This is a genomic window from Kitasatospora sp. NPDC059673 (assembly GCF_042734215.1).
GTDB lineage: Bacteria > Actinomycetota > Actinomycetes > Streptomycetales > Streptomycetaceae > Kitasatospora.
Genome location: NZ_JBHWEN010000011.1, coordinates 136,493 through 153,352, shown reverse-complemented (window position 1 = coordinate 153,352; position 16,860 = coordinate 136,493). Strand labels below are relative to the sequence as shown.

The following is a 16,860-nucleotide window of genomic DNA, read 5'->3' as shown; positions in this document are numbered from 1 at the left end:
ATCGAACGGAGGGCAGACGCATGGTGGCGACCAGGGAGTTGGCCGACGAACTTCCGATGGCGGAGGTGGAGGCGGCCAAGGCCCGGGCGGCAACCCTCCTGCTGGCATTCCGGCACGGAAACCAGCTCGCCTTCGACACCGAACTCGACCTGCTGCTCGCCGAGAACGCCGAGCGCGAGGCGACCACCCTGCTGGTGTGGATCGCCGCCGAGGCGGTCCGCAAGGCGTACGCCCCCGAGGTCGCCGACCGGGTGCTGCGCGGCCTGGCCCGGCGCGCCCCGTACGGCACGTGCGAGGTCGCGGTGGACGAGGAGACGGCCGGCGCGGCGCTGCTGCTGGAGGCGGTCGCGGACGGGGACGTCGCCGCGGTCCGCGCCCTGGTGGCCGGTACTCCCGACACCACCTACCTGCTGGGCGGCCTGGTGCAGGCGGTGGCGATGATGCTGCCGCTGCTGCCGGACGGCGAGGCTGAGGAGATCGCCACCGAACTGCGCCGCCGTCACGCCGCCCGGCTGCCCACGCCCCGCGTCACCACGTGACGGATCGTCACTGCCGGGCCCGGCGGGGAGCTCCCCGCCGGGCCCGGTGCCGTCGGTGCCGTGGTGCTGCTGCGGCACGGCGCGCGGGTGGGATTGCGGTGCGGGGGAGCCAAGGAGTTGGACGAGCGACTCACGCGGCGGAGTGGATCAATGGCGGTGTCAAGAGGTCCGGAGCCGGTCCGCAGGCCACCGGGGTGGCCGTCGGGGACGGACGTCGGGAGTCCTTAGACTGGCAGGGTGAGCGACAAGGCCGAGCCCAACCCCTACACCGTCCGTCCCGCCGACGCCGGCGGCACCGACTCCGAACTGCGCGCCGTCGAGGCCGAGCTGGCCACCCGCTGGCCGGAGAACAAGCTGGAGCCCTCGCTCGACCGGATCGAGGCGCTGATGGACATCCTCGGCCAGCCGCAGCGCTCCTACCCGTCGATCCACATCACCGGCACCAACGGCAAGACCTCCACGGCCCGGATGATCGAGCAACTGCTGGGCGCCTTCGAGCTGCGCACCGGCCGCTACACCTCCCCGCACGTGGAGTCCGTCACCGAGCGGATCAGCCTGGACGGGGCGCCGATCAGCCCGGAGAAGTTCGTCGAGACCTACCGCGACATCGCGCCCTACGTGCAGATGGTGGACGCGGCGCAGCCGGTCGCGATGTCCTTCTTCGAGGTGCTCACCGGCATGGCGTACGCGGCCTTCGCGGACGCCCCGGTGGACGTCGCGGTGGTCGAGGTCGGCATGGGCGGCTCCTGGGACGCCACCAACGTGATCGACGCCCAGGTGTCGGTGATCACCCCGATCGGCCTGGACCACACCGACAAGCTCGGCGACACCACCGGCAAGATCGCGGTGGAGAAGTCCGGGATCATCAAGCCGGGCGCGCTCGCCGTGGTCGCCCAGCAGCAGCTGGACGCCGCCGAGACGATCCTGCGCCGGGCCGTCGAGGTGGATGCCACCGTGGCCCGCGAGGGCATGGAGTTCGGCGTGCTGCGCCGCGAGGTCGCCGTCGGCGGCCAGCTGGTCACCCTGCGCGGCCTCGGCGGCCACGAGTACCAGGACGTCTTCCTCCCGCTGCACGGCGACCACCAGGCGCAGAACGCGGCCCTCGCGCTGAGCGCCGTCGAGGCGTTCTTCGGCGTCGGCCAGGGCGGCGCCGAGCACTTGGACGAGGACAAGGTCCGCCAGGCGTTCTCCGGCGTCTCCTCGCCGGGCCGCCTGGAGGTCGTCCGCCGCAGCCCCACCGTGATCCTGGACGCCGCGCACAACCCGCACGGCGCGCAGGCCGCGGTCGCCGCGCTCGGCGAGGCGTTCGGCTTCACCAAGCTGGTCGGCGTGATCGGGACCAGCGGCGACAAGGACGTCACCGGCCTGCTGGAGGCGTTCGAGCCGATCCTCGCCGAGGTCGTCATCACCCAGAACTCCACCCACCGCGCGATGCCCGTCGACGAGCTGGCCGCGCTGGCCGTCGAGGTGTTCGGCGAGGACCGGGTGCAGGTCGAGCCCCGGCTGGACGACGCCATCGACGCCGCGGTCACCCTGGCCGAGGAGGAGGATCTCGGCGGCGCCGGGGTCCTGGTCACCGGCTCCGTCATCACGGTGGGCGAGGCGCGCCTGCTGTTCGGAAGGAAGTAGCGGCCGATGCGCACCCTGTGCTCCTCCACCCTGATCGGCGAGGCGCTGTTGATCATGTTCGCCGGCCTGGTCGCGATGAAGCTGACCGACGTGGGCACCGGCGCCATCTGGACGGTCAGCGGTATCGCCATCCTGCTGTGTGTGCTGCTGTGCGGCGCGATCACCCGGCCGGGCGCGGTCTGGGTCGGCTGGGCGCTGCAGTTCGGCGTGCTGGCCAGCGGCCTGGTGCTGCCGACGATGTTCGCCTTCGGTGTGGTGTTCGGCGGCCTGTGGTGGTGCTCGGTGCACTACGGCCGCAAGATCGACGAACTCAAGGCGCAGCGCGCGGCGGCGGCCGAGGCGACCGCCTGACCGGGCTGGTCGCGGGGGCGGCCACCCGGCCGGGGTAGTGTCAGGTGCACACACCGCACGACCACGATCTCAGGAGCCGCCCCGTGTCCCAGCGCACTCTCGTCCTGCTCAAGCCCGACGCCGTGAAGCGCGGCCTGGCCGGCGAGATCATCAGCCGGATCGAGCGCAAGGCCGGCTGGCGCTTCGCCGCGATGGAGCTCCGCACCTTCGACCGCGGCACCCTTGAGCAGCACTACGCCGAGCACGTCGGCCGCCCGTTCTACGAGCCGCTGCTGGAGTTCATGACCTCCGGCCCGTCGATCGCGCTGATCGTCGAGGGCGAGAACGTGATCCCGGGCATCCGCGCGCTGGCCGGCGCCACCGACCCGCTGCAGGCGGGCGCGGGCACCATCCGCGGCGACTACGCGACGATCACCCGCGAGAACCTGATCCACGCCTCGGACTCGCCGGAGTCGGCCGAGCGGGAGATCAAGATCTTCTTCCCGTCCCAGGTCTGAGGATCCGGTAGAAGTCCTGAACGGCCCCGGTGCCCCTGCCTCGGCAGGGGCACTTCGCCCAACTGGGCGTTAATCCTCAAATCACGGAACCCTGCGCTCCGACACGGCGTCCCAATGCCAGGAGAAGCCGATCCGTCGCCGGAGAATGGGCGGGACTCCGTGCCCGCCGTTCGCACCGTCCGGCGTGATTACGATGGACCCAACTCACGGGCCCGGAGCGGCTGCTCAGCCGCCGTCAGCCCCGCTGCGGGCCCGCGCGGCCGGCTCTCTCCCCCCGCCCTTGATCCACATTCGGGAAGGCACTCGACATCCCATGGCGAACAACCTGTCGTTCCTCGGCCGGGACCTGGCGATCGACCTCGGCACCGCGAACACACTGGTGTACGTCCGGGGCAAGGGCATCGTGTTGAACGAGCCGTCGGTGGTCGCGGTGAACACCAACACCGGCGGAATCCTCGCGGTGGGTGCCGAGGCCAAGCAGATGATCGGCCGCACCCCCGGCAACATCGTGGCGATCCGGCCGCTGAAGGACGGCGTGATCGCCGACTTCGAGATCACCGAGCGGATGCTGCGGTACTTCATCCTGAAGATCCACCGCCGCCGCTACCTGGCCCGCCCCCGGGTCGTGGTGTGCGTGCCGTCCGGCATCACCGGCGTCGAGCGCCGCGCCGTGGTCGAGGCCAGCATGCTGGCCGGCGCCCGCCAGGTGCACATCATCGAGGAGCCGATGGCCGCCGCGATCGGCTCCGGCCTGCCGGTGCACGAGCCGACCGGCAACATGGTCGTCGACATCGGCGGCGGCACCACCGAGGTCGCGGTGATCTCGCTCGGCGGCATCGTCACCGCCCAGTCGCTGCGGGTGGCCGGCGACGAGCTGGACAACGCGATCGTCCAGCACATCAAGAAGGAGTACAGCCTGCTGCTGGGCGAGCGCAGCGCCGAGCAGATCAAGATGTCGATCGGCTCCGCGTTCGGCCTGGAGGGCGAGAAGGACGAGCACGCCGAGATCCGCGGCCGCGACCTGGTCTCCGGCCTGCCGAAGACCGTGGTGATCTCCGCCGCCGAGGTCCGCGAGGCCATCGACGAGCCGGTGAACTCGATCATCGACTCGGTGAAGACCACCCTCGACCAGTGCCCGCCGGAGCTGGCCGGTGACGTGATGGACCGCGGCATCGTGCTCACCGGCGGCGGCGCCCTGCTGCGCGGCCTGGACGAGCGGCTGCGCCGGGAGACCGGCATGCCGGTGCACATCGCGGAGAACCCGCTCGACTCGGTGGCCCTGGGGGCGGGCAAGTGCGTCGAGGAGTTCGAGGCACTCCAGCAGGTACTCGACGCCCAGCCGCGTCGCTAGACAACTTTCCAACTGAACAACAGACAGAGCTGACAGAGCTGATGGACCAGCAGATGGACACTCAGCACGAAGGGGCGGCACCAGCACCGTGAGGGACACCCGACAGAGTCGACTACTGCTGGTCCTGCTGGTCGCGCTCGCATTCGCCCTGATCACCGTCGACATCAAGGGCGGCCAGGACTCGCCGCTCGGCGCCCCGCGCCGGGCGGCCGCGTCCGTGCTCGGCCCGGTGGAGAACGCGGCGGCGGGCGCCGTCGACCCGGTCGCCGGGTACATCCGCGCGATCCGTGACGCCAGCACCCACCAGCAGCGCCTGGACCAGATCACCCGCGAGAACACCGAGCTGCGCCAGAAGCTGGCCTCCTCGGACGCCGCGGCCGGCCGCACCAAGCAGCTGGACGACATGCTGCGCACCGCAGGCACCGGCGGCTACACCATCAAGGCCGCGCAGGTGATCGCGGTCGGCGCGGCCCAGGGCTTCTCCTGGACCATCACCATCGACGCCGGCAGCGACGACGGTCTGACCCGCGACATGACCGTCATCGACGGCCAGGGCCTGGTCGGCCGGATCACCACCGTCGCCCCGACCACCGCCACCGTGCTGCTGGCCTCCGACCCCGGCTTCACCGCCGGCGTCCGGCTGGAGGGCAACAACGAGATCGGCTTCGCGGCCGGCCAGGGGGCCTCGCCGATGAAGATCGAGCTGCTGAACGGCCGCGCCCAGGTGAAGGCCGGCGACCGGCTGGTCACCTTCGGCTCGCAGAGCGGGCGCCCGTTCGTCCCCGGCGTCCCGGTCGGCACCGTCAAGGAGGTGCAGGCCACCCCGGGCCAGCTCACCAAGACCATCCTGGTCGAGCCGTACGTGCAGTTCACCCGCCTCGACCTGGTCGGCGTGGTGGTCGTGCCGCCGCGCACCGACCCGCGGGACGCGGTGCTGCCGCCGGTCCCCGCCGCTTCCGCCGGCGCCGCGGGCAACCCGCAGGCGCCGATCGCCGCACCGCCCACCACCGGGGGGAACTGATGTTTCGTCCGTCTCGGATCCTGCTGTCCGCCGTCCTGCTGGTGCTCGCCCTGGTGATCCAGGTCAGCGTCCTCGGCCGGCTCCAACTGCCCGGCGCCACCCCCGACCTGCTGATGCTGGTGGTGGTCGGCCTGGGTCTGGTGTACGGCCCGACCGGCGGCTGCCTGGCGGGCTTCCTGGCCGGCCTGCTGGCCGACCTCGCCCCGCCGTCCGACCACGCGGTCGGCCGCTACGCGCTGGTGCTCTGCCTGGTCGGCTACGGCGCCGGGCTGCTCCGCCCGGAGAGCGGCCGGCAGCGCTCCGCGCTCAGCGCGATCGGCGTGGTGGCGGTCGCCGCAGTGGTCTCCACCCTGCTGTACGCCACCGTCGGCGCCCTGGTCGGCGACACCGCGGCCCGGCACGTCGGCCTGACCGGACTGGTGTTCAGCGCCCTGCTGTACGACGTGCTGCTGGCCCCGTTCACGGTGCCGCTGGTGATGCTGCTGGCCCGCCGCTTCGACGGCGACCGGGTGGTCAACGAGACGGTGCGCGGCGCGGACGGCGGCTCCGGCCTCGGCGCGCTGGCCCGCTACCGCACCACCCGCGAGGCCTCGCCCACCGCCTCCTACAAGAAGAAGCGCGCGCTCGGCCTCGCCAAGCGCCCCTGAGCCGGGACGGAGTACGCGTACGTGACGAACATTCCCGATACCGGCCGTACCCGGCGGGTGACGATCCGGCTGGTGGTGCTGCAGATCCTGGTGCTGTCGCTGCTGGCCACCCTCGGCGGCCGGCTGTGGTACCTGCAGATCCGCAACGGCAAGGAGTTCACCGCCAAGGCCCAGGGCAACCACATCCGCGAGGTGGTGGAGCCCGCCGTCCGCGGCGAGATCCTGGACGCCGCCGGGCGGATCCTGGCCGGCAACGAGACCAAGCTGGTGGTGTCGGTGTCCCGCACCGCGCTGATGCAGCAGAAGGACCACGGCAAGGCGGTGCTGTCCCGGCTCGCCGACGTCCTCGGCGTGCCCGCCGACGACGTCAAGAACAAGGTCCGGCTGTGCGACGCGAAGACCCCGCAGCCGTGCTGGAACGGCTCCCCGTACCAGCCGATCCCGGTCACCCAGCAGGCCACCACCCAGCAGGCGATGCAGATAATGGAGCGCCGCGAGGACTTCCCCGGCGTCACCGCCCAGCCCACCGCACTGCGCCGCTACACCGGCGCGGAGGGCGCCAGCGCCGCCCAGATCCTCGGCTACCTGTCGCCGGTCACCGACGACGAAGTGACCAAGACCGCCGACAAGTCCGGCCGCGAACGCCGCCTGCCGTCCGACCAGATCGGCCGGGCCGGCCTGGAGTCGGTCTACGACGACGACCTGCGCGGCACCACCGGCGTCGACCGGCTGGAGGTCGACAACCTCGGCCGGGTGATCGGCAGCGCCGGCACCACCCCCGCCCAGCCCGGCAACAACCTGGTCACCTCGATCGACGCCCGGGTGCAGAAGGTGGTCGAGGACCAGCTCAACCAGGCGATGGTCGAGGCGCGCACCCAGTTCGACAAGGAGACCAACAAGAACTACCTCGCCGACTCCGGCGCGGCCGTCGTGATGGACGTGCACACCGGCCGGATCGTCGCGATGGCCAGCGCCCCCACCTACGACCCCAACCTGTGGGTCGGCGGCATCTCCGCCAAGGACTACGAGGCGCTGAACAGCAAGGACTCCAACTACCCGCTGATCAACCGGGCCATACAGGGTCAGTCCGCACCCGGCTCGACGTTCAAGGTGATCTCCACCACCGCCGCCGTGCAGGCCGGATACGACCTCAACGGGCACTACCCGTGCCCGAAGTCGCTGACCATCGGCGGCCGCGAGTTCAAGAACTTCGAGTCCGAGCAATTCGGCGACATCTCCCTGGAGAAGGCGCTCGAAGTCTCCTGCGACACCGTGTTCTACGGCCTGGCCTACGACCAGTGGATGAAGGACGGCGGCCTCAAGCCCAAGAAGGACGCCCCGGACTGGTTCTTCAAGACCGCCCACGAGTTCGGCCTCGGCGCCAAGACCGGCATCGACCTGCCGGGCGAGGTGACCGGCCGGGTTCCCGACCGGCAGTGGAAGCAGGCCTACTACGACGCGATGAAGCAGTCCTGGTGCGACCAGGCGGCCAAGGGCGGCCACGAGTACGCCGACGAGATCGCCCGCGAGAACTGCGCCGACGGCAACCAGATGCGCGCCGGTGACATGGTCAACTTCGCCATCGGCCAGGGCGACACCCTGGTCACCCCGCTGCAGATGGCCCGGATCTACTCGGCGCTCGCCAACGGCGGCACCCTGTACCGGCCCAGCATCGGCAAGGCGGTGGTCAGCCCCGACGGCACCCTGGTGCGCGACATCGCCCCGCACGAGGACGGCAAGATCCCCGCCCAGGGACAGCTGCTGGAGTACATCGACCAGGCCACTGCCGGCGTCGTCACCGCCGGTACCGCCGCCTGGAAGTTCACCGGCGCCGGCTGGCCGCAGGGCAAGATCGAACTGCACGCCAAGACCGGCACCGCCGAAGTCGCCGGCAAGCAGACCACCTCCTGGCTGACCACCTACAGCAAGGACTACGCGGTGGTCATGACGATAAGCCAAGGCGGCACCGGCTCCGGTGGCTCCGGCGACTCGGTGCGCCGGATCTACCAGGCGCTGTACGGCGTGGACGACAAGGGCAACGTCGACAACGCCAAGGCGCTGTTGCCGAAGCCGCAGGCCGAACTGCCCAAGTTCAACCCGGACGGCACCGCGATCCTCCAGGCCTCGTACAGCTACGAGGGCGACCGGACCTTCCTGGGCCCGGCCCGCCCGGCCCAGGCCGGCCCGGCCACCGCGGTGGCGCTGGCCGCGCTGGAGCCCAACCGGGCCGGCAGCTACGGAAGGGGCCGGTCATGACCTCCTACGGCTCGTACCGCACCGTGCGGCTCGCCCCGCGGCGCTCCTCGCTCTCCCGGGCGCTGGCCAAGGACTCCCCGCTGCGGCGGCTCGACTGGATCATGATCCTGGCGGCGCTGGCGCTGTCCTTCATGGGCTCGCTGCTGGTCTGGTCCGCCACCCGTGGCCGCGACTCGCTGACCCACGGCGACCCGCAGTACTTCCTGTACCGGCACCTGACCAACCTGGTGATCGGCATCGGCCTGTGCGTCGGGGTGATCGCGCTCGGCACCCGGCGGCTGCGCACCGCGGTGCCGTTCGTCTACCTGGCCGTGATCCTGATGCTGTTCGCGGTGCTCAGCCCGCTCGGCTCCACCATCAACGGCGCGCACTCCTGGATCCAGTTCGGCGGTGGCTTCTCCATCCAGCCCGCCGAGTTCGCCAAACTGGCGATCGTGCTGGGCATGGCCGTGGTGCTGTCCGCCCGGGTGGACGCCGGCGAGCGCGAGTTCCCGCCCACCCGCAGCGTGCTGCAGTCGCTGGCCGTCGCGGCCTTCCCGATGGGCGTGGTCATGCTGATGCCCGACCTCGGTTCGGTGATGGTGATGGCCGTCACCACGCTCGGTGTGCTGATGGCCTCCGGCGCCGCCAACCGCTGGGTGATCGGTCTGCTGGCCGGCGGCACCACCGGCGCGCTCGCGGTGTGGAAGCTCGGCATCCTCAGCCAGTACCAGATAGACCGCTTCGCGGCCTTCGCCAACCCGGCGCTCGACCCGTCCGGCGTCGGCTACAACACCGCCCAGGCCCGGATCGCCATCGGCTCCGGCGGCCTGACCGGCATGGGCCTGTTCCACGGCACCCAGACCACCGGCCAGTTCGTGCCCGAGCAGCAGACCGACTTCGTGTTCAGCGTGGCCGGCGAGGAACTCGGCTTCATCGGCGCCATGGTGATGATCGGCCTGCTCGGCATCATCCTGTGGCGGGCCTGCCGGATAGCGCGTCAGGCCACCGACCTGTTCGGCACGATCATGGCGGCCGGCGCGGTCACCTGGTTCGCCTTCCAGGCCTTCGAGAACATCGGCATGAACCTCGGCATCATGCCGGTCGCGGGCATCCCGTTGCCGTTCGTCTCCTACGGCGGTTCCTCGATGTTCGCGGTGTGGGTCGCGATCGGGCTGCTGCAGTCCGTGCGCTCACAGCGGCCGATAGCGATCTAGGGCCGGACCGGCCCTGGCCGCCGTCAGGCGCGGAAACAGTGACCCTCGGGGCTCGGCTACCCTGAAGGGTCACTGCTTTTTCTGCCGTAAAGGTCCTTGCGCATGACTGTCGAATCGGTCTTCCCACGCCTGGAGGCCCTCCTCCCGCACGTCCAGAAGCCGATCCAGTACGTCGGTGGCGAGCTCAACTCGACCGTCAAGGACTGGGACGCCTGCGACGTCCGCTGGGCGCTGATGTACCCCGACGCCTACGAGGTCGGCCTGCCCAACCAGGGCACCATGATCCTCTACGAGGTGCTGAACGAGCGCGAGGGTGTCCTCGCCGAGCGCAGCTACAGCGTCTGGCCCGACCTCGAAGCCCTGATGCGCGAGCACGGCGTTCCCCAGTTCACGGTGGACGCGCACCGCCCGATCAAGGCCTTCGACGTCTTCGGTCTGTCGTTCTCCACCGAGCTCGGCTACACCAACATGCTGACCGCGCTCGACCTGGCGGGCATCCCGCTGAACGCCGCGGACCGCACCATGGACGACCCGGTCGTGCTGGCCGGTGGCCACGCCGCGTTCAACCCCGAGCCGATCGCCGACTTCATCGACGCCGCCGTCATCGGCGACGGCGAGCAGGCCGTCCTCGACATCACCGACATCGTCCGCGCCTGGAAGGCCGAGGGCCGCCCCGGCGGCCGCGACGAACTGCTGCTGCGCCTCGCCAAGACCGGTGGCGTGTACATCCCGCGGTTCTACGACGTCGAGTACCTGCCGGACGGCCGGATCGGCCGCGTCGTCCCCAACCGCCCCGGCGTGCCGTGGCGGGTCTCCAAGCACACCGTCATGGACCTCGACGAGTGGCCCTACCCCAAGCAGCCGCTCGTCCCGCTCGCCGAAACCGTGCACGAGCGGATGTCCGTGGAGATCTTCCGCGGCTGCACCCGCGGCTGCCGTTTCTGCCAGGCCGGCATGATCACGCGCCCCGTGCGGGAGCGAAGCATCACCGGCATCGGCGAGATGGTCGAGCGCGGCCTGAAGGCCACCGGTTTCGAAGAGGTCGGCCTGCTCTCGCTCTCCTCCGCCGACCACTCCGAGATCGCCGACGTCACCAAGGGCCTCGCCGACCGCTACGCCGAGGACAAGATCGGCCTCTCGCTGCCCTCCACCCGGGTCGACGCCTTCAACATCGACCTCGCCAACGAGCTCTCCCGCAACGGCCGCCGCTCCGGCCTCACCTTCGCCCCCGAAGGCGGCTCCGAGCGGATCCGCAAGGTCATCAACAAGATGGTGTCCGAGGAGGACCTCATCAACACGGTGGCCACCGCGTACGGCAACGGCTGGCGCCAGGTGAAGCTGTACTTCATGTGCGGCCTGCCCACCGAGACCGACGAGGACGTCCTCCAGATCGGCGAGATGGCGAAGAACGTCATCGCCAAGGGCCGCGAGGTCACCGGTACCAACGACATCCGCTGCACCGTCTCCATCGGCGGTTTCGTCCCCAAGCCGCACACCCCCTTCCAGTGGGCGCCGCAGCTGTCCGCCGAAGCCACCGACGAGCGGCTCACCAAGCTCCGCGACTCCATCCGCGGCGACCGCAAGTTCGGCAAGAACATCGGCTTCCGCTACCACGACGGCAAGCCCGGCATCGTCGAAGGCCTGCTCTCCCGCGGTGACCGCCGCCTCGGCGCCGTCATCCGCGCCGTCTACGAGGACGGCGGCCGCTTCGACGGCTGGCGCGAGCACTTCTCCTACGACCGCTGGATGGCCTCCGCCGAGAAGGGCCTGGCCGGCACCGGCGTCGACGTCGACTGGTACACCACCCGCGAGCGCACCTACGAGGAAGTCCTCCCCTGGGACCACCTCGACAGCGGCCTCGACAAGGACTGGCTCTGGGAGGACTGGCAGGACGCCCTCGAAGAGGTCGAGGTCGAGGACTGCCGCTGGACCCCGTGCTTCGACTGCGGCGTCTGCCCGCAGATGGACACCCACATCCAGATCGGCCCCACCGGCAAGAAGCTCCTGCCCCTGACGGTCGTCAACAACTGACGTTCCCCCAGCGGTCATTGCCCCCGTCGCACCCGTTGCGGCGGGGGCTTCGCGCTGTGTCGGAAAATCGGCCCGGTCTACCATCGGTCGATCGTTCGGACGGGGAGTGGCAGCGGTGGAGCAGCGGCAACAGCAGGGCGGCGGCGGGTGTTTGGTGGCCGTGGTGCGGCCGGTGGTGGTGGCTGTGGTGGTTCCGCTGCGGCTGCTGTGGGAGTTGGTGCTGCTGATCGCCCGGGGGATCGGGTGGGTGTGCGACAAGGTGCTGGTGCGGCCGCTGCGGTTGCTGTGGCGGTACGTGCTGGAGCCGTTGTTGAGATGGCTGGTCGTCATACCGCTGAGCCGGCTGTGGCGTTGGGTGGTGCGGCCGACGCTGGAGTGGCTGTGGCGTTGGGTGCTGGCGCCGATCGGGCGCGGGGTGCGGGCGGTCGCGGTGGGGCTCGGCCGGGGGGTCTCCTGGCTGGCCTGGTACCTGGTGGCGGTGCCGGCCCGGGCGGTGTGGCGGTGGATTCTGGTGCCGCTCGGCAAGGGGCTCTACTACGGGCTGTGGCGGCCGGTGCTGTTCCCGGTGCTGCGCGCGCTGTGGCTGGCGTTCGTGTGGGCGTGGCGGTTGGGCGGCCGGATCTGGCGCTTCACGGTGGTGCGTCCGTGCCGCTGGGTGCGTCGCCAGGTGTGGTGGCCGGTCAAGGCGGAGATCCGTCGGGTCGCCCGGGAGGTACGCCGGACGCTGCTGGGCTGAAGCACCGCGTACCCTTGGAACGACAGAGTTCGGCCGGAGCCGCAAGCGGTGCGAGGCCGGACGGGGACACACTGACGAAGGACTGAGCTCCCTGGCACGCCGCACGCCCGACGGTCCGCCGCCCGCGCCGACGGTGCAGCGCATCCGTCTGCGCTACACCAAGCGCGGCCGTCTGCGCTTCACCAGCCACCGGGACTTCCAGCGGGCGTTCGAGCGCGCGCTCCGCCGCTCGGCCGTCCCGATGGCCTACTCCGCGGGCTTCACCCCGCACCCCAAGGTTTCCTACGCGAACGCCGCCCCCACCGGTACCGCGAGCGAGGCCGAGTACCTGGAGATCGGTCTCGCCGCGCCCCGTGACCCGGAGGCGCTGCGCCGCCAGCTCGACGAGTCGCTGCCGCCCGGTCTGGACATCACCGATGCCGTCGAGGTGCGCACCAGCAACTTCGTGGAGCGGCTGGAGGCTTCCGAGTGGCTGCTGCGCCTGCCCGGCGTAGAGCCCGCGGAGGCCGAGCGGGCCGCCGCCGTTTTCCTGGCCGCCGAGGCGGTCGAGGTGCAGCGGATGACCAAGAACGGCCTGCGCACCTTCGACGCGCGCTCCGCCGTCGCGGCCATGGAGCTGCTCCCGGAGGGCTCCGTGCAGGTCGGGATCGGTGACGACACACTCACCGAGGGTGCGGACGATGTTCGTACGGGTGCTCCCTGTGCGATACTGCGCCTGGTAGTACGACACGCCACACCCGCCGTACGACCCGACGACGTATTGTCCGGCCTCCGTTCGACGGCCGACCTCGCGCCGCCGGTCCCCGCAGAGGTGACCAGGCTGGCGCAGGGGCCGCTCGACGAGCAGACCGGCACGGTGACCGACCCGCTGGCGCTCGACCGCGCCGCGGCCGAGGTCGGCCGGTAGGCCGCCCCGCCGCGCGCATCCGCCGTCCGCCGAGTGGGCGGGAGCGCAGGCACGGAGCTCATCTCCGGGCCTGCGGCTCCCCGGCCTCCGCGGCTCCCCAGGGGAGCGAGCGTCGTTGCGCGAAGGCCCGGCCGTCCCTCGGCCCGGCCCTTGAAAACTGAGAAGACTGGTCAAACCAGAAGACTTTTCGACTCCCCGCGCCTTGCGGGGGTCGAGCGAGACTACGAGCCCCTGTGCGGCCTCGCGTCCGAACGACGGCACCGTGGGAGCCGGAACCGCCCGAAAGGTGCGGCCGGCTGGTGAATGCGGTGGCACGTCGTGCCCGGATGCGGAGCCCGGGGGCCTGACGGGAGACACACCCGCATGCTCGAAAACACCGAACCGCAGTCCGCTGCGGCCGACAACACCGACGACGGCGCCTCCGCCGCCCCGCCGCGCCGCCGGCGCCGGGCGGTTTCCCGCCCGGCCGGCTCCCCGCAGGGCGCCGCGAGCGAGAGCGCCGAGACCGTCGTCGCGGCCGCCCCGGCGAGTGCCGAGGAGCCGCCGGCCGCCGAGAAGCCCGTCCGGGCCCGGCGTACCCGCAAGCGCGTCGAGGCCCCGGCCACCGCGCCCGAGACCACCACCCCCGCTGCCGCCGAGCCGGTGGCCGAGGAGCCCGCCGCCGAGCCGGCCGCGGAGGAGAAGCCCGCTCGCGCCCGCCGGGCGCGCAAGCGCGTCTCCGCGCCCGCCCAGAGCCCCGTGCCGGCCGAGGAGCCGGCCGTCGAGGAGGAGCCCGAGGCCGAGCCGGTCGCCGAGGAGCCGGTCGCCGAGCCGGTCGTCGAGACCCCGGCCGAGCCGCCGCGCGCCCGCCGCCGTGCCGTCCGCCCCTCCACCGCGATCTTCCAGGCGCCGGTCTTCCAGGAGCCCGCGGCCGCGCCCGCAGCCGCCGCGCCCGCCGCCAAGGCCGAGCCGGCCCCGGCCGCCGCGCCGCAGGACGAGGCCGAGACCGACGACGAGTTCGAGTACAGCGGCGTCGGCCGCCGCCGCCGGGTGCGCACCCAGGTGCGCGTCCAGCAGCCCGCGAAGGGGGCCAAGGCCGCCAAGGTCGCCCAGCCCGCCAAGGCCGCGCAGCCGGTGAAGGCCGAGGCCCCGGCCGAGGTCGAGGCGCCCGCCACCGGCCCGGAGCAGGAGTCGGAGTGGGAGGAGGACGGCCGTCCGTCCCGCCGTCGCCGTCGGGGCGGCCGTCGTCGCCGTCGTGGTGAGGCCGAGGACGCGGGCGAGCCGGCCGAGGGCACCGAGACCGTCGAGACCGAGACCGAGGACACCCACGAGGAGCCCGAGGCCCAGGAAGGCCACGACGAGGACGAGGACCACGAGGACGACCTGGCCGCCGGCCTGTCCTCCTCGCGCCGTCGCCGTCGCCGTCGCCGCCGCAGCGGTGAGGGCGGTGCCGACGCGGCGGAGACCACCGAGGACGGCGTGCGCACCGTGGTGAAGGTCCGCGAGCCGCGCCGCCGCTCCACCGAGCCCGCGTTCGACCCGGACGAGGTGCAGTCCATCAAGGGCTCCACCCGCCTGGAGGCCAAGAAGCAGCGCCGCCGCGAGGGCCGCGAGCTGGGTCGCCGCCGGGTGCCGATCATCACCGAGGCCGAGTTCCTGGCCCGCCGCGAGTCCGTCGAGCGGGTCATGGTGGTGCGCCAGAGCGGCACCCGCACCCAGATCGGCGTGCTCGAGGACGGCGTGCTGGTCGAGCACTACGTCAACAAGGAGCAGGCCACCAGCTACGTCGGCAACGTGTACCTGGGCAAGGTGCAGAACGTGCTGCCGTCGATGGAGGCCGCGTTCGTCGACATCGGCAAGGGCCGCAACGCCGTGCTGTACGCCGGCGAGGTCAACTTCGGTGCGCTGGGCGGCCACAGCGGCCCGCGCCGGATCGAGTCGGTGCTGAAGTCCGGCCAGTCCGTGCTGGTCCAGGTCTCCAAGGACCCGATCGGCCACAAGGGCGCCCGCCTGACCAGCCAGATCTCGCTGCCCGGCCGCTACCTGGTGTACGTGCCCGAGGGCTCGATGACCGGTATCTCCCGCAAGCTGCCGGAGAACGAGCGGGCCCGCCTCAAGCAGATCCTCAAGAAGATCGTCCCGGACGACGCGGGCGTGATCGTCCGCACCGCCGCCGAGGGCGCCTCCGAGGAGGAGCTGACCCGCGACGTCCAGCGCCTGCAGACGCAGTGGGAGGAGATCCAGAAGAAGGCCGCCTCCGGCAACGCCCCGGCGCTGCTCTACGGCGAGCCCGACATGACGGTGCGCGTGGTCCGCGACATCTTCAACGAGGACTTCACCAAGGTCATCGTCAGCGGCACGGACGCCTGGAACACCATCCACGACTACGTCTCGAACGTCGCCCCCGACCTCACCGAGCGCCTGCAGAAGTGGACCTCGGACGTCGATGTGTTCGCCACGTACCGGATCGACGAGCAGCTGATGAAGGCGCTGGACCGCAAGGTCTGGCTGCCCTCCGGCGGTTCGCTGGTGATCGACCGGACCGAGGCGATGGTCGTCATCGACGTCAACACCGGCAAGTTCGTCGGCCAGGGCGGCAACCTCGAGGAGACCGTCACCCGCAACAACATCGAGGCGGCCGAGGAGATCGTCCGCCAGCTGCGGCTGCGCGACCTCGGCGGCATCATCGTGATCGACTTCATCGACATGGTGCTGGAGTCCAACCGCGACCTGGTGCTGCGCCGCCTGTTGGAGTGCCTGGGCCGCGACCGCACCAAGCACCAGGTGGCCGAGGTCACCTCGCTCGGCCTGGTGCAGATGACCCGCAAGCGGGTCGGTCAGGGCCTGCTGGAGTCCTTCTCCGAGCCCTGCGTGCACTGCAACGGCCGTGGCGTGATCGTCCACATGGACCAGCCGCACAGCCACGGCGGCGGTGCCGCTGCGGCTGCCACCGTCACCGGTGCGGGCGAGGGCGGCGGCAAGCGCCGTCGCCGGGGCCGCGGCGGGGCCGGGCAGGCCGAGGCGGAGGCCGTCGAGACGGTCGAGAGCGCCGAGCCGGTGGAGGCCGCGGTCGCGGTCGAGGCCGTCGAGGAGCCGGAGCAGGTCGAGGCGCCGGTCGAGGTCGTGGAGACCGTCGTGGTCGAGGAGCCCGCGGCCGAGGAGCCGGTCGCCGAGGAGAAGCCGAGCCTGGTGGAGATCCCGCCGGCCGTTGCCCCGGCGGGCCGTACCCGGCGCCGTGCGGTGCGCAAGGCCACCGCTCCGGCCGGGGCGTCCGGCGAGGCCGAGATCGTGGTGCTGCAGGCCCGCGCCGAGGCCGCGATGGAGGCCGCGCTGAGCGCCGCGGAGAAGTCCGCCGTCGAGCAGCCGGTCGCCGAGACCGCTGCCGAGGTGACGGCCGAGGCCGTCGCCGCGGTGGAGCCCGAGGCCGAGGTCGCCGCGGCGGTCGAGACCGATGAGCCGGCGCCGAAGAAGCGGGCCGCCCGCAAGACGGCCGCCAAGACCACTGCGGCGAAGAAGACCACCACCGCAAAGAAGACCGCGGCGAAGAAGACCACCGCCGCGGCGGCCAAGAAGACCACCGCCCGCAAGACCGCCACCAAGCGGACCAGCGCGGCGGCCAAGAAGGCCGCGGCCGCCGAAGGTGACGGCGCCGCAGAGTGAGGCCACGAAGGGCCGGGACCTCGGTCCCGGCCCTTCGCACGGCCCGGTTTGTCTTCGGAT

Annotated in this window: 13 protein-coding genes; all 13 read left to right on the top strand. The window is 71.7% G+C overall.

The annotated features are described in order from the left end of the window. Positions 1–20: 20 nt before the first annotated feature. The 13 genes from ACFV18_RS15700 (at position 21) to ACFV18_RS15640 (ending at position 16,800) form a co-directional block, all read left to right on the top strand. Positions 21–539: a hypothetical protein gene (locus tag ACFV18_RS15700; RefSeq protein WP_380483389.1), complete on the top strand. Its 519-nt coding sequence runs from the start codon at positions 21–23 to the stop codon at positions 537–539. Between the two features lie 237 nt (positions 540–776). Further along, positions 777–2,168, top strand: a complete 1,392-nt coding sequence (locus ACFV18_RS15695; RefSeq protein ID WP_380483387.1) for a bifunctional folylpolyglutamate synthase/dihydrofolate synthase — start codon at positions 777–779, stop codon at positions 2,166–2,168. 6 nt (positions 2,169–2,174) lie between these two features. Next, on the top strand, positions 2,175–2,519 hold the full coding sequence (locus ACFV18_RS15690) for a DUF4233 domain-containing protein (protein WP_380483385.1): 345 nt from the start codon (positions 2,175–2,177) through the stop codon (positions 2,517–2,519). 83 nt (positions 2,520–2,602) lie between these two features. Continuing rightward, a complete protein-coding gene (ndk, locus tag ACFV18_RS15685; RefSeq protein WP_380483383.1) occupies positions 2,603–3,016 on the top strand; it encodes a nucleoside-diphosphate kinase in 414 nt (137 codons plus the stop codon). A gap of 325 nt (positions 3,017–3,341) precedes the next feature. Beyond that, a complete protein-coding gene (locus tag ACFV18_RS15680) occupies positions 3,342–4,367 on the top strand; it encodes a rod shape-determining protein (protein WP_380483469.1) in 1,026 nt (341 codons plus the stop codon). Between the two features lie 88 nt (positions 4,368–4,455). After that, positions 4,456–5,388 (top strand): rod shape-determining protein MreC, encoded by a 933-nt coding sequence (gene mreC / locus ACFV18_RS15675; protein WP_380483381.1) that lies wholly within the window; start codon positions 4,456–4,458, stop codon positions 5,386–5,388. Next, positions 5,388–6,035, top strand: coding sequence for a rod shape-determining protein MreD (gene mreD / locus ACFV18_RS15670; protein WP_380483379.1), 648 nt, complete (start codon positions 5,388–5,390; stop codon positions 6,033–6,035). Before mreC ends, mreD begins: the two co-directional genes overlap by 1 nt. A gap of 21 nt (positions 6,036–6,056) precedes the next feature. Next, positions 6,057–8,291, top strand: coding sequence for a penicillin-binding protein 2 (gene mrdA / locus ACFV18_RS15665; RefSeq protein ID WP_380483377.1), 2,235 nt, complete (start codon positions 6,057–6,059; stop codon positions 8,289–8,291). After that, positions 8,288–9,487 carry a rod shape-determining protein RodA gene (gene rodA, locus ACFV18_RS15660; protein WP_380483375.1) on the top strand — a complete coding sequence of 400 codons (1,200 nt, stop codon included), beginning with the start codon at positions 8,288–8,290 and terminating at the stop codon, positions 9,485–9,487. The genes mrdA and rodA overlap by 4 nt, the downstream gene beginning before the upstream one ends. A gap of 102 nt (positions 9,488–9,589) precedes the next feature. Continuing rightward, positions 9,590–11,518, top strand: coding sequence for a TIGR03960 family B12-binding radical SAM protein (locus ACFV18_RS15655; RefSeq protein WP_380483373.1), 1,929 nt, complete (start codon positions 9,590–9,592; stop codon positions 11,516–11,518). A 115-nt stretch (positions 11,519–11,633) separates the two neighbouring features. After that, positions 11,634–12,254 (top strand): hypothetical protein, encoded by a 621-nt coding sequence (locus ACFV18_RS15650; RefSeq protein WP_380483371.1) that lies wholly within the window; start codon positions 11,634–11,636, stop codon positions 12,252–12,254. Positions 12,255–12,387: 133 nt separating this feature from the next. After that, complete coding sequence (locus tag ACFV18_RS15645; protein ID WP_380483369.1) at positions 12,388–13,161, top strand: TIGR03936 family radical SAM-associated protein; 774 nt, start codon at positions 12,388–12,390, stop codon at positions 13,159–13,161. Between the two features lie 363 nt (positions 13,162–13,524). Further along, a complete protein-coding gene (locus ACFV18_RS15640) occupies positions 13,525–16,800 on the top strand; it encodes a ribonuclease E/G (RefSeq protein ID WP_380483367.1) in 3,276 nt (1,091 codons plus the stop codon). Positions 16,801–16,860: the final 60 nt, after the last annotated feature.

What these genes read in the sequence shown, in the direction of transcription:
- ACFV18_RS15700 (WP_380483389.1), top strand. Translation starts at nt 21, where the DNA reads ATGGTGGCGACCAGGGAGTTGGCCGACGAACTTCCGATGGCGGAGGTG.
- ACFV18_RS15640 (WP_380483367.1), top strand. Translation starts at nt 13,525, where the DNA reads ATGCTCGAAAACACCGAACCGCAGTCCGCTGCGGCCGACAACACCGAC.
- mreD (WP_380483379.1), top strand. Translation starts at nt 5,388, where the DNA reads ATGTTTCGTCCGTCTCGGATCCTGCTGTCCGCCGTCCTGCTGGTGCTC.
- ACFV18_RS15655 (WP_380483373.1), top strand. Translation starts at nt 9,590, where the DNA reads ATGACTGTCGAATCGGTCTTCCCACGCCTGGAGGCCCTCCTCCCGCAC.
- ACFV18_RS15690 (WP_380483385.1), top strand. Translation starts at nt 2,175, where the DNA reads ATGCGCACCCTGTGCTCCTCCACCCTGATCGGCGAGGCGCTGTTGATC.
- rodA (WP_380483375.1), top strand. Translation starts at nt 8,288, where the DNA reads ATGACCTCCTACGGCTCGTACCGCACCGTGCGGCTCGCCCCGCGGCGC.